This is a genomic window from Vreelandella sp. L-15 (genome assembly GCF_056857635.1).
Genome location: NZ_JBSXNN010000039.1, coordinates 1 through 12677 on the forward strand (window position 1 = coordinate 1; position 12677 = coordinate 12677).

The window sequence follows — 12677 nt, forward strand, 5'->3', positions numbered from 1 at the left end:
GAATGGTCTGTTCCAAGCGGCTCGGTCACGGGCACGTGGCTACCGGAACGAGGCCAACTTTATCGCCATGATCTACCTGATTGGCAGCCCGGTGGGCCGCCTATTCGATCAGGCCAAATCCACGTGAAGTGACGAAGAACCGATTTTTTCTTGCCTGGGTGCTTACCTAGGGGCCGGGAGTCTTAGATACCATCTCGCTTAATCGGCCACAAATGTCCCATCAGGCAGTTTGTGGCCGACAACTACCCCACCCAACCGGCCATTTTAATTGTCGCCAAGCGGCCAAAGTAGTTGGCAATAACTCGCCAGCGGTGCCACGACCTAGCATCGTGTCGATCGTCTAGACGATAAAGAGCCATGATCCAATCACTCGCTTATCCGGTCGTCGCGTTCACGCATGAGCCAATAGGTCAGACCTAAGGCCAGTATCGTCCCCGCCAGGGCGGCCAGTTTGGCAGGATCAATGTCGGGGTCAAGGATGATGAACTTGCGGGCCAGTGCCAGGATCGCGATCAGAATGACGGTCTTGACCTGGATGATGCTTTCCTTACGCAGCGCCACTTTGACGATCGAATGCTTGAATTCCATCGCGATCAGGAGCGTCATGGTGGCACCGAATACCATCTGAAAAGCCTTATGATCCGTTGGATTCAGTGCATCCATGACGAGCAGCGTGAAGACGAGCCGAATCAACTGAATCAGCGACACCACGATGATGACGGCAATGACCGCCGACAGAACGAGAGCGACGACCTGCTCGAAGCGCTCGTAAACCGTCATCAACCGCCACTGGGAGCGCATTTCGTCAAGGGTCGTGTGGCCAGGTTCTTTATGCATAAGCGTTGCTCTCTCTTTCAATGAAACGTTAATGGAACGGGGAGTCCGAGAAGACGACTCGATCAGCCTCTTGCGCGTCAACCCTTTGTCCCATGCATGGCATCAATCCGGTTCTGGTCTGGCGGCAGCAATCCCAGCAGATCAAGGCTTCGGCGCCCAGCACCTCACCGGTGCGCAGTGTACAATCCTTCTCCGTATCGAAAACGTGATATCGATTCTTGCCGGCTTGCTTGGCACGATACATAGCCTGATCTGCCTGCCGCAGCAGTTGGTCGGCGTCGATATCTTCGCCTTGCGGGTAGTAGCTCACACCGATACTCGCGCTCACCTCGCACCGTGCGTCACCAATCGGTATGGGCTGCGCAGCCACCTCGATCAGGCGATCGAGAATCGGTACGCTGACGGAAATATCCGGCAGGTCGAGCAGAATAGCGACAAACTCATCACCACCAAGACGGGCCAAGGTATCGCCTTCGCGCAACACCTGTGTCATACGCCTGGACAGGGCGGACAGCAACTTGTCGCCGACTGCGTGGCCGTGCCAGAGGATGCTCCCATCAGGCATGGCTTCAGGCGACGCCTCGCCTTCGACCCAGATCACCCGACCGCCTGGAAACTGCACCCGGTACTCGTCATGCCAAAGCGCGAGTGACTGCCCCGACGCCTGTATGGTTTCATGCACACGGTCGCGGTCTTCAGGGTGAATGCACTGCAGGAATCGCTCGAAGGCTATTGGCGCACCAACATCCAGGCCGAGCACGCGGCAGGCTTCATCGGAGCAAGTGAGGAGTTGCGAGCCAAGATCGAGATGCCAACTGCCAGAATGGGCATTCTGGTTAATCTGGTCGCCGTGTCGGGCTGAGATTTGAGGCGTCGCGTTCAAAGGTGACGCTCCTTAGGGGTGAAACAGAGGTTCCAAAGTTTCTGCAACTCGGAGCGCATTTCGTCAAAGATTGTGTGGCTGGGGTCGCTATGCATCGACTGGCCGGTGGCGCGTCCCACCAGGTGGGCCAGACCGGCAAGCGGTGGGATAGCGACCGCCAGCGACACGAGGGTGGCTGCCCATGTCAGCCCGTTGGGGTCGGACACGACAGCCTCCCATCGCTCAAGATTCGCCGCCCGCTGACTTCTTCTTGCCCGCAGGCTTGCTCGCGTCGCCAGGCGGTGCCTCGGCCACGTTCGCGGCATCGGGCTTTTCAGGCTCGGTCGGCTTCGCGGGTGGCTCCTGGCGCTCGAAGACCACCCGTTCGGCCTTGTCGTTCCAGCGGGCGCTGGCGTGATCGTCCTTGCCGATACCGCCACCCAGCATCTCGCGCGCCAGTGCCGTCTCCAGCTCGCTGCGGATCAGCCGCTTGAGCTCACGCGCGCCGAACTCGGGCTTGTAGCCTTCCTCCGCGAAGTGATCGATCAAGGTCTGATCGAAGGTTAGCGTCACGCCCTGGCTGGCGGCGTTGCGGGCCACTCGATCGAGCTGCAGGCCGACGATATGGCGGATCTCCTCCTTGCCCAGCGCATGGAAGACGATGATCTCGTCGATGCGGTTGATGAACTCGGGGCGGAAGTGTCCGCGCAGCACGTCCATCACCTCGGACTTGGTCTTCTCGTATTCCTCGCCGGCGGCGCCACCGGCCTTCAGCCGACGCTGGATGATGTCCGAGCCCAAGTTCGAGGTGGCGATGATGATGGTATTGGTGAAATCCACCACCCGGCCCTTGCCGTCGGTGAGCCGCCCGTCGTCGAATACCTGCAGCAGGATGTTGTAGACGTCGGGGTGCGATTTTTCGATCTCATCGAGCAACAACACGCTGTAGGGTTTGCGCCGCACCTTCTCGGTGAGCTGGCCACCCTCGTCGTAGCCGACGTAACCCGGAGGCGCCCCCACCAGGCGTGCCACGGCATGGCGTTCCCCGTACTCGGACATGTCGATGCGCAGCAGCGCACCTTCATCGCCATAGATCGACTCGGCCAGCGCCTTGGCGAGTTCGGTCTTGCCCACGCCGGTCGGTCCGAGGAACAGGAAAGTCGCCACCGGCTTGCTGCCTTCGCGCAGGCCCGCCCGCGACAACCGCACGGCATCGGCCACCGCGCGCACCGCTTCGTCCTGGCCCACGAGGCGCTCGTGCAGCCGCTGCTCCAGATGCAGCAGCTTCTCGCGTTCTTCCACCGTCAGCTCGTTGACCGGAATGCCGGTCAGGCGCGAGACGATCTGCGCGACATGCTCGGCCTTGACTTCGGCGTTGCCCGAGGCGCGCTCGCGTTCCCATTCCTCGACGAGCTTCTTGAGTTCAGTCTCCTTGGCCTCGATGCGCTTGCCCAGCTCGGCGGCCTTGTCGTACTGCTTGCGCGAGGCCACATAGTCCTGCTCACGCCGCAGTTGGTGCAGTTCGGACTCCAGCTCTTGCACCGCCACCGGGCGGGCCGTGGCCGACAGCTTCACGCGTGCGGCCGCCTGGTCGAGCAGGTCGATGGCCTTGTCAGGCAAAAAGCGCGCGGTGATGTAGCGGTCCGACAACTCGGCGGCGGCGATGATCGCATCCTCGGTGATGCTGACCTTGTGGTGCGCCTCGAAGGTGTCGCGCAGGCCACGCAGGATCATCATGGTCTGCGCTACCGTCGGCTCGGGCACCATCACCGGCTGGAAGCGACGCTCCAGCGCGGCGTCCTTCTCGATGTACTTCTGATACTCGTTGAGCGTGGTGGCGCCGATCAGGTTCAGTTCGCCGCGCGCCATCATCGGCTTGAACACGTTGGCCACGTCCAGCCCGCCTTCGCCGCCACCCTGGCCGGCACCGACGATGGTGTGCACCTCGTCGATGAAGAGAATCAGCTCGCCCTGGTGCTCGGTCACTTCCTTGAGCACCTTCTGCACGCGCTCCTCGAATTCGCCGCGGTACTTGGCGCCTGCCACCATGGCGTTGATGTTGAGTTCCACCAAGCGCTTGTCGCGCAGCGTCTCGGGTACTTCGCCGGCGACCATCCGCTGCGCCAGTCCTTCGACAATGGCGGTCTTGCCGACGCCGGGCTCACCGATCAACACCGGGTTGTTTTTCTTGCGCCGGGCCAGCACCTCGATGGTGGTCTCGATCTCCTGCGCACGGCCGATGACCGGATCGAGCTTGCCGTCACGCGCCATTTTGGTGAGGTCGCGCGAGTACTTGTCGAGCTCAGGTGTGTTGGTCGGCGCCTCAGCGCGACCGTCCTCGGCCCCCTTACCGACCACCTTGCTCACCTGTTGACGCAGCGCCTGCGGTGTGAGGCCGTAACGGCGCAGCAGGTTGGCGGCCAAGCCTTCGCCTTCCTCGGCCAGCCCGATCAGGAAATGCTCCGGGCCGACATAGGAGTGGCTGAGTTCGTTGGATGCCACGAAAGCGCGGCTGAGTGCGTCCTTGACGCGGGGCGACACGCCGATTTCGCCCTCGAACGGCTTCTCGCCACGCTTGGCTTCGGATTCGATTTGCCGCTTGAGGTCATCGACCTTGATCTTGAATTGCCCCAGGATGGTCTTCACCACGTCGCTGTCGGCGAGCGCCAACAGCAGGTGTTCGGTATCGACTTCAGGGCGGCCAAATTCGGCGGCATGTTTGGCGGCCTCCTACAACAAAGCCTCGGACTGTTCGCTGATACGGCTGGCCAGCCCACTGCCGCGCCTGCGCGTTGTACCCGTAGCAGCCGGGGCGGGTTCGCCAAACGAGGCATCGACGACCTCGTCGGTATCGGTTGCCATGGACGGTGCGTCGTCACCGATGCGGAAGAAGTCGCTGCCAAGGAAGTCTTCGAACAGCCCGCTGCGCGAGCCGAACAAGGCTTCCAGCGGTGAGACGGTGCGCTTTTGCTGGCGCACCAGTTGGCGATAGTGATCGTCACACAACTGCATAGTGCTGTGGCGACCATTGAGATTGGTTTCCACCCGCACCGTGGCGGGTTGGCCGCAGACTCGGCATTGTTTTCTGGCCATGCTGATGCTCCTTAAGAGGACTGATTTGACGAGACGCCGAAGGTAACGGCGCCTCGATCTTCACCTGGTTTTTTCGGAGGACGAGCCGATCGGCGTCAGCCGTTGATCGGGATCGAGCGGCCCTGCTTAGGCGCACTGGCCTCGCGCTTGTCCATCGTGATCGTGAGCACGCCGTTCTTGAATGCGGCCTTGATCGATTCCTGGTTGGCGTTGTCAGGCAGGTTCAGGACACGCTGGAAACTGCCGTAGGAGCGTTCGACGCGATGGAAGCCACCCTCCTTCTTTTCCTGCTCCTGGCGCTTCTCGCCCCGTACCATCAGCACGTCGTTGTCGAGCGTGATCTGGATATCCTTTTCCTCGACGCCGGGAACCTCCAAGGAAATCTTGTATTGCTTGTCGGTTTCCTGAATGTCAAGTACCGGCTTCAGCATGCCCGGCAAGTCCGACGGCCATCGCGGCATGGCCTGCGCTGGAAAACCGAAGCCTCGAAACGCATCGTCAAACAGGCGGTCGATGTCGCGATGCAATTGCAGGATGGGACTGACGGGACCGCCTGCTACCGGCAGGTCATTGCGCTGCACGGGCAGCGAGGCAGCGCTCTGTTGTTCTTCCTGTTCTTTCTTGAACCAGTTCCAGGGAGCCAATTTCTTGAAATCAATGTCCATGTCACACCTCCAGAAGAAAAGTTGAAGAATCTCGCTCACTCCGTTTGCCTGCGGCTATGGATAGCGCTCACAGGCAACACGGGATGTTTCGCTGCCTTCGGCTGCTCATCTGTACGTATCACCTCCTTCTTTCTGCCTGCTTGGGTCTGATCATTGATCCATTGATCGATTTCACTTTGACGAAACCGCCATGCCCCCCACAATTTCCGCCTTCGTACAGCCTCAATCGAGGGTTTTCTTCAAGACTTTGCAAAATATTGTGGCTAACATGCAGATAGTCAAGAGTCAATACCTCGCGATCTGCTGGGCGATTGATGTGAGTCAATCGTAAGCAACCAGGAAACAAATGTTGGCTGCCACCGCGATGGTGCTCCCTCCTGAGCTCAAGGCGCACTTCCCCCAACCCCCATGTGTTTTCTGTGCCGGGGACAGGAGGCGCGGCAACGATGGGCGTGGGGGATCGTGGTAGCATTATGTTCCCTGTAACATCGACCTCAAGGAGCCAATATGTCGGAGCGTTATCCTGAAGACCCTGCCCTGGATCTGTACTTGGCTCTGATGGAAGTGGATTGGCCGACCGTCTTCGATGCCGCCACCCTATCGCGTGGGTTGGGCTATGCCCACAAGGGGCGTGTGCATGATGGGCTCGACCTGCAGGTCGGCAGTGACATGCTGGGAATCTTCGGGCGCGTTGCCGGTAGCCGCAAGCAGGCCTACATGACCCGGGTTTACCTTGACCCAAGGGGGCTCGAGAAAGGGCTCTTTACCCTCTGCAATTGCCCGGTCGGTGTTCGCTGCAAGCATGCCGTGGCGCTGATCGAGACCTTCATGAATCAGATGGGCGAGGAGGGCTTCGCCTCGCCGGAGGAAAGCCTCGAGCCGTCTCCCGGTTCGCCCCCTGCGCCACCGCTTGCCAAGCGCTCGTCGTCGGCCGAACTGGCGTCGGCCAAGCGCGAGCGCCTGAAGCGCGACTGGGAAGCGTGGCTGAAGCGGGCGGATCGGCCTGCCTTGCAGGAGGAACCAGAAGGGCGGCGCGTCGGCGATGAGTATCGCCTCGCCCTGTTTCTGAGCGCGCCCGGTGCCTATCGTGAGCCGGTGCTGCGGGTGGTGCCGGTGTGGGTGCGTCCGTCGCGCCAGAGCCATCGCCACTCGGGGTGGGTGGCGCCACGGATCATCGAGGCGGCCTCCGACCTGGTGCCAGTGCCCGAGGGTGGTTGGCCTGCGGCCCAGGAGGAGGCCCTGACACTGCTTTTGCACGGCCCTCAGGAGTCCACTTTGATATCAGGTCAGATGCGCCGTGCGGCGGTCATCGACCAGCCACTGCAGGGGCGGGCGCTGTGGAATCTGCTTGAAGGCGATGAGCTCCCACTGCTGTTCCATGAAAAGCAGACGGGCCCCGTTCTTGAACTGGGCCCTGCCGGGCAGCTGGCGCCTCGCTGGCAGGCGGATGAAGAGGGGGTACAGCATCTGGCGCTGGATACGCAGCCAGAAGGATTGCTCTCGCAAACGGCGCTTGTGCTGCGTAGTGGGCGCGAGTTGTGCTACCTGGACGTTGAGCAGGGCTTGTTCGGCCGCCTGGCCGGTAGTCCCGAGTGGCTTAAAAGGGTGGCGCAGGCGCCGCCGCTACCCCCCGAGATGAGTGGCTGGTTGAGTGAGCGCCTGGGTGAGGCGCCGGCACTGGCCGAGACATTGCCGGCGCCGCATCAGGTCGAGGAGCGCCAGCTGGATGATGTGGTGCCGCGGCTCAAGGTCACCATGCAGGTAGCCGCAGGTCAGCTGGGCTTTCGTGACGGTGCACCTCTGCCGCGCTGGGTGGAAGTCGGTGCGGCGGTGGTGGGGCTTGACTATGCTGGTATCGAGGTGGTCCCGGAGCCCGGCGACTGGGTGCAGGGGTACCGTGATGGCCAGCGACTCAAGATCAAGCGCGATGCCGAGGCGGAGTTGGCGCTGGTGCGCGGGCTGCCATCGGGCATGATCACCCTGGAGTGGCTGCGCGAGGCCGAGCTGGTGCCGGCCTATCTGAAGCTGCCTGACTGGTCGCTGCTGCTGCCGAATGCCGAGGGTCCTCCGGCCACGATCCTCGAATGGTCGACCCACCTGGCCGGCCCCGATGAGTGGTGGGAGATGATCGCCCGGCTGCGCCAGGCGGGTTGCCTGGTTCACTTCAGCGACGACTTTCCCGAAGAACCCACCTATGTGGAGCCGGACGATTGGTACGGCGAGCTGGAGCCGGCCGGCAACGGCTGGTTCGACCTGGCGCTGGATATCGAGGTGGAGGGCGAACGCCTCAACCTGCTGCCGATCCTGCGCCGCCTGTTTCGGGATCCCGGCTTTCCGCTGGAGCCGGCCGCTGATGAACCAGAGGACGCCAGCTGGACGCTGGCCCTGCCGGAGAATCGCCGCCTGGTGATGCCGCTCTCGCGCCTGCGCTCGCTGATGGCGCCCATCCTCGACTGGTTGAATGATGAGAGCGACCCCGAGGTGGCGGTGCGCCTGCCGGTGACCGCCGCCGAGAAGGTAGCGCCCCTGGCCGAGCACGAGTGCTGGGCGGGACGAGACGACGTGACCAAACTGGCCCGGCGCCTGCGCGAGCTGCCCGCCAGCCTGCCGGCACCGCCGGGCTTAGTTGGCGAGCTGCGTGACTACCAGGCCCGAGGCATCGCCTGGATGCGCTTTCTCTCCGAGCTGGGCACCGGCGGCATCCTGGCCGACGATATGGGCCTGGGCAAGACCGTCCAGGTATTGGCTCATGTGCTCGATGAGCGCGCCCGCGGGGCGCTGACCGGCCCGACCCTGGTGGTGGCGCCCACCAGCCTGGTGGGCAACTGGTGCGCCGAGGCTGAACGCTTCGCCCCCGAGCTCAACGTCGTCGCCCTGCAGGGGGGGAAGGCTCAGCGCGAGCGCCAGTTCGAGGAGGCGCTTCCCGGTGCCGACCTCGCGGTGACCACCTATGCGTTGCTGATCCGCGATCTCGAACGCCTGCGCGAGCACGACTTCGGCCTGCTGGTGCTTGACGAGGCCCAGGCGATCAAGAATGCCGCCAGCCAGACCGCGCGGGCGGTGCGCGAGCTCAATGTGGCCCGCGCCATCGCCATGACCGGTACGCCACTGGAAAACCACCTGGGTGAGCTGTGGGCGCAGCTCGATGCCGTGGCCCCGGGCGCCCTGGGCAGCCAGCAGTGGTTCGGTCAGCGCTTTCGCACCCCCATCGAGAAAGAGGGCGACGTCGAGCTGCGCCAGCGGCTCTCCCGGCGCATCGCTCCGCTGATGCTGCGCCGGACCAAGCAACAGGTGCTCGCCGAGCTGCCGGAGAAGACCGAGACCCGTCGCGAGGTCACCCTGAGCGGCGCCCAGCGCGAGCTCTACGAGAGCCTGCGCCTGGCCCAGCACCAGCGGGTGCAGCAGGCGGTGGCCGAGCGCGGCCTGGCCGCTTCCGGCATCGTGATGCTCGATGCGCTGCTCAAGCTGCGCCAGGTGTGCTGCGACCCGCGGTTGGTCAAACTGGAGAGTGTGCGCAAGACCAAGCGCTCGGCCAAGCTGGAGCAACTGCGCGAACTGGTGGGGCCCTTGGTGGAGGAGGGGAGGCGCATCCTGATCTTCTCCCAGTTCACTGAGATGCTCACGCTGATCGGTGAGGCGCTGGAGAAGGACGGCATCCCCTTCACCACCCTGACCGGCGACACGCCGGGCAAGACCCGCACGCAGCGGGTGGCGCTGTTTCAGCAGGGCGAGATCCCGGTATTTCTGATCAGCCTCAAGGCCGGCGGTACGGGCCTGAACCTCACCGCCGCGGACACCGTGATCCACTACGATCCCTGGTGGAATCCGGCGGTGGAGGCCCAGGCCACCGGCCGCGCCCACCGCATGGGCCAGCAGAACCCGGTGTTCGTCTATAAGCTGGTATGCGCCGGCACCGTGGAGGAGCGCATCCTCGACCTGCAGGCGCGCAAGGCCGATCTCGCCGCCTCGATCCTTGAGGGTGGCGCCGAGCACAAGAGCGACGGCCCGCTATTCGACGAGGAGGATCTGGCGCTGCTCTTTGCGCCGGTAGTGTAGTGAGATGGGTTAAGAAAAAATCCCCCTCTGGTTGTTGGCTGAAGATTTTCCTGCTGAAGTGAACGAAATACCTCGCTTCCTGAGCATGAAGATGAAAAACGTTGGTGATGTGCACCTTCATGGGCACCTGGCGCTGGGCGTCCTGCCGCCGGAGCGAGCGCCTGCCGATGACGATCTCCTCTCGCATCTGTTGTTTGCTCTGAAGCATGAGGGCGTGGGCCTGGCCATTCTTTCCGAGACGCTCCCTTATCTCTCGGTCGAATCGCTAGTTGCGGCACTGGAGGCCTTGACTGGTTTGGTGGCGGTATTGGTCTGGGGAAGAGGTATACGAAGAGGTATACGGAGCACAGCCCCGTTATAGCTATTGCTCGCGGCGGTTCTCGTGCAGCTGCTGAGCTGGTCAATGATGGCGGGGCAGCACACGCCATACCCTGATGTTCTGGGGCCTCGCACTTCTGGGGCTGATGCTGGTGGTCTCGGTGGGTGAGTATGGCATTGCTCACTGGCGTCAGGCTTTCGATAACCCGCGATTTCGGCCCGACTTTGGTGTAATGAATGCCCCGCATCCTGCGATGTTCTTCGGAGCAACAATGTTGGCGGGCGTGAGCTTCGCTGCGCGTTGCTGGCGTTCGGGGAGGTGGGCGTGGACTCGGCACTTGGGCTGGCTGAGTGTCAATGGCTTCCTGACCGAACACGCCAGTATGGCCACCTACACAATACTACACTAGAGGTTCTGGTTGCCTATGGCGTGTTGGGTCTTAGTGTGATGATCGTGCTTGGGGCTTAGGTTGGTCTAGTACTACAGTCGTAACTGAATAAGCTACAATGCATGTGGTTGATATGGAAGCGATTACAGGGTGAAGGATGCAAGAACTGGATCTTTCTGTCTCAGCATTGTTGGATGACCTGGCAGAGCGGTTAGGCCCGCTCTTTCCGCGTTCGGAAACGCGCGCTCGAGCTCTACGTTACATCCAGGGGCTGCTCAGCCAGTGTGAACGTAAGAATAGCTGGCATCTTGCCGAATGGCTCGGCGATGCCACCCCAGATGGGGTACAGTACCTGTTGGATCGTGCCCGCTGGGATGCGGACGTAGCACGCGATATTCTCCGCCAATGGGTCATCGATACGCTGGGCTCGCCTAAGGGTGTCCTAGTCCTGGACGAGACCGGCTTTACCAAGAAAGGCCAGCACTCGGCCGGCGTGCAACGCCAGTACAGTGGCACCGCTGGCCGTATCGAAAATAGTCAGATCGGGGTCTTTCTTCTCTACGCTAGCCCGGCGGGACATGCCTTCCTGGATCGCGCCCTGTACTTGCCCAAATCCTGGACACTGGACCGCGAGCGTTGTCGGCGTGCGGGCATCCCTGATGACGTCGAATTTGCCAGCAAACCCGAGCTCGCTCGCCGGATGCTGGAGTGCGCGATGGATCAGGACATACCGGCCGCCTGGGTGACGGGGGATAGCGTCTATGACGGTAACCGCAGCCTGCGTCTGTGGCTGGAGGAGCGCTCACAACCCTTTGTTTTAGAAGTGGCTTGTAACGAATCCTTGTGGTGGCAGAGCTTCCACTACACGCGAGCGGACGAGATCGCAGCGGCATTGCCGGATGACGCATGGCAGACCCTATCCGCTGGCTCAGGCAGCAAGGGCGAACGCTGGTTTTGCGATAGTCAGAGATGAGGAGGTGAATGTCATAACCCACGTTATGAAAGGAGCCATCCTAGGTTGCAAGCGCAGAAAGGTTCGCTACCCTATCTACTGCGCTGTGTTTCTAAATGAGACACGTTTTAACTGAAGTTTAATCATACAAGGAGTGGATTAGATGACAGTCAGCAATACACCGCTTAACCATGTGACCGCCCACAAACAGTATAGCGAGATGGCCGACGTGCCCACGGCGGGCAATGCCAGGGTGGTAGACGCTTATCCCACACGCTTGGCCCAAGCCCCTGCATCACTCACACAGCCCCGCCAGGATGGCGTCGTAAAAGGGCGTGCGCTACCGGGACCGCTGAGTGAGGCTCAGCTCGATGAGTTCGAACGCAAGGGATATTTGTTCATTCCCAATTTGATCGATGGCGAAGAGCTGGAGGCGCTTCGCAAAGAGATGAATGCCCTGCTGAGCAACGACGCCTATCGCGATAAGGCGTTCAGCATCACCGAGCCAGAAAGCCATGAGATTCGCTCACTATTTGCCGTGCATCGCCTTTCTGAGCGATTAGGGGCGCTTGCCAGCGACGAGCGCGTGGCTGGTGCGGCTCGTCAGATCATCGGTGACGACCCCTACGTGCATCAGTCGCGTATCAACTACAAGCCGGGCTTTGCCGGTAAAGGCTTCAATTGGCACTCGGACTTCGAGACCTGGCACGCTGAAGATGGTATGCCCAACATGCACGCGGTCAGCGCCTCGCTGATTTTGACCGACAACCACGAGTTCAATGGCCCGCTGATGTTGATTCCGGGCTCGCATATGGAATTCGTGCCTTGCCAGGGAGAAACGCCGGAAGACAACCACAAGCGCTCGTTGAAAGCGCAGGAAGTGGGCGTGCCGAGCCCAGAGGCGTTGACACACTTGGTCGATAAATACGGCATCGATGCCCCCAAAGGGAAAGCTGGCGGGCTGCTGTTGTTCGATTGCAACACGCTGCATGCGTCCAACGCCAACCTCTCGCCGGATCCGCGCAGCAACGTGTTCTTCGTGTTCAATCGGCCCGATAACCGCTGCGTTGCCCCGTTTGCCGCGCCTAAACAGCGTCCTTCGTTCTTGGCGCATGGGCCTGAGGAGAGCGGGTATCCCGAGGCATAAGCGATCCAGATACTCCTGCAATTCGGAAATACGCGGTCGATACTGTGGAACATGGGCATGGCTGGGGTAGACTAATGCGCCTGTCGTTGCGAATACGGCACGCATAACGAGAAGGAGAAGACCCGCCATGCGTTTTGTTCCACAGTTTACCGATGGTCAGGAGTTTCCCCACGCGCTGGGCAAGGTCATCTGTGTCGGCCGCAACTATGCCGAACATGCCAAAGAGCTGGATAACCCGGTTCCCAGTGAGCCGCTGCTGTTCATCAAGCCCGCCACTAGCGTGGTGGACTTAACCAAGCCTCTCGACCCGCCATTTTCGCGAGGCGATGTTCATTATGAAGTCGAGCTGGCGCTACTG

General features: G+C 61.6%; 10 protein-coding genes and 1 pseudogene. 4 read left to right on the forward strand and 7 right to left on the reverse strand.

Translation table 11 applies throughout. The features are described from left to right. Positions 1 to 366 precede the first annotated feature (366 nt). From AC13CY_RS04715 to AC13CY_RS04745, 7 genes and pseudogenes are all read right to left on the reverse strand, one after another. Positions 367 to 837: a phosphate-starvation-inducible PsiE family protein gene (locus AC13CY_RS04715; protein ID WP_062361806.1), complete on the reverse strand. Its 471-nt coding sequence runs from the start codon at positions 835 to 837 to the stop codon at positions 367 to 369. A 28-nt stretch (positions 838 to 865) separates the two neighbouring features. Next, positions 866 to 1720 (reverse strand): PAS domain-containing protein, encoded by an 855-nt coding sequence (locus AC13CY_RS04720; protein ID WP_483052344.1) that lies wholly within the window; start codon positions 1718 to 1720, stop codon positions 866 to 868. Further along, positions 1717 to 1926, reverse strand: a complete 210-nt coding sequence (locus AC13CY_RS04725; RefSeq protein WP_167359352.1) for a hypothetical protein — start codon at positions 1924 to 1926, stop codon at positions 1717 to 1719. The genes AC13CY_RS04720 and AC13CY_RS04725 overlap by 4 nt, the downstream gene beginning before the upstream one ends. A 16-nt stretch (positions 1927 to 1942) precedes the next feature. Further along, entirely contained in the window at positions 1943 to 3970 is a 2028-nt protein-coding gene (locus AC13CY_RS04730) for an ATP-dependent Clp protease ATP-binding subunit (RefSeq protein ID WP_483052347.1), read from the reverse strand. Positions 3971 to 4000: 30 nt separating this feature from the next. Next, positions 4001 to 4414: pseudogene (locus tag AC13CY_RS04735) on the reverse strand (Clp protease N-terminal domain-containing protein); the annotation flags it as partial. 15 nt (positions 4415 to 4429) lie between these two features. Continuing rightward, positions 4430 to 4792 carry a hypothetical protein gene (locus tag AC13CY_RS04740; RefSeq protein ID WP_442908436.1) on the reverse strand — a complete coding sequence of 121 codons (363 nt, stop codon included), beginning with the start codon at positions 4790 to 4792 and terminating at the stop codon, positions 4430 to 4432. A gap of 95 nt (positions 4793 to 4887) precedes the next feature. After that, positions 4888 to 5457, reverse strand: coding sequence for an Hsp20/alpha crystallin family protein (locus AC13CY_RS04745; RefSeq protein ID WP_475334916.1), 570 nt, complete (start codon positions 5455 to 5457; stop codon positions 4888 to 4890). A gap of 507 nt (positions 5458 to 5964) precedes the next feature. Between AC13CY_RS04745 and AC13CY_RS04750 the strand changes: the two genes are divergently transcribed. The 4 genes from AC13CY_RS04750 to AC13CY_RS04765 form a co-directional block, all read left to right on the forward strand. After that, the gene (locus tag AC13CY_RS04750) at positions 5965 to 9513 is read left to right on the forward strand and encodes a DEAD/DEAH box helicase (protein WP_483052345.1); all 3549 of its coding nucleotides are present in this window, start codon (positions 5965 to 5967) and stop codon (positions 9511 to 9513) included. Between the two features lie 864 nt (positions 9514 to 10377). Beyond that, positions 10378 to 11193 carry an IS701 family transposase gene (locus tag AC13CY_RS04755; protein ID WP_052509971.1) on the forward strand — a complete coding sequence of 272 codons (816 nt, stop codon included), beginning with the start codon at positions 10378 to 10380 and terminating at the stop codon, positions 11191 to 11193. A gap of 142 nt (positions 11194 to 11335) precedes the next feature. Next, positions 11336 to 12319, forward strand: coding sequence for an ectoine hydroxylase (gene thpD / locus AC13CY_RS04760; RefSeq protein WP_054645159.1), 984 nt, complete (start codon positions 11336 to 11338; stop codon positions 12317 to 12319). 127 nt (positions 12320 to 12446) lie between these two features. Further along, positions 12447 to 12677: fumarylacetoacetate hydrolase family protein (locus AC13CY_RS04765; protein WP_483052346.1), on the forward strand; the 231-nt coding region annotated here is incomplete at its 3' end.

Bases quoted from the DNA above. Each gene is read 5' to 3' on its own strand.
- AC13CY_RS04750 (WP_483052345.1), top strand. From the start codon at position 5,965: ATGTCGGAGCGTTATCCTGAAGACCCTGCCCTGGATCTGTACTTGGCT.
- AC13CY_RS04730 (WP_483052347.1), bottom strand. From the start codon at position 3,970: ATGGCGCGTGACGGCAAGCTCGATCCGGTCATCGGCCGTGCGCAGGAG.
- thpD (WP_054645159.1), top strand. From the start codon at position 11,336: ATGACAGTCAGCAATACACCGCTTAACCATGTGACCGCCCACAAACAG.
- AC13CY_RS04755 (WP_052509971.1), top strand. From the start codon at position 10,378: ATGCAAGAACTGGATCTTTCTGTCTCAGCATTGTTGGATGACCTGGCA.
- AC13CY_RS04715 (WP_062361806.1), bottom strand. From the start codon at position 837: ATGCATAAAGAACCTGGCCACACGACCCTTGACGAAATGCGCTCCCAG.
- AC13CY_RS04740 (WP_442908436.1), bottom strand. From the start codon at position 4,792: ATGGCCAGAAAACAATGCCGAGTCTGCGGCCAACCCGCCACGGTGCGG.
- AC13CY_RS04745 (WP_475334916.1), bottom strand. From the start codon at position 5,457: ATGGACATTGATTTCAAGAAATTGGCTCCCTGGAACTGGTTCAAGAAA.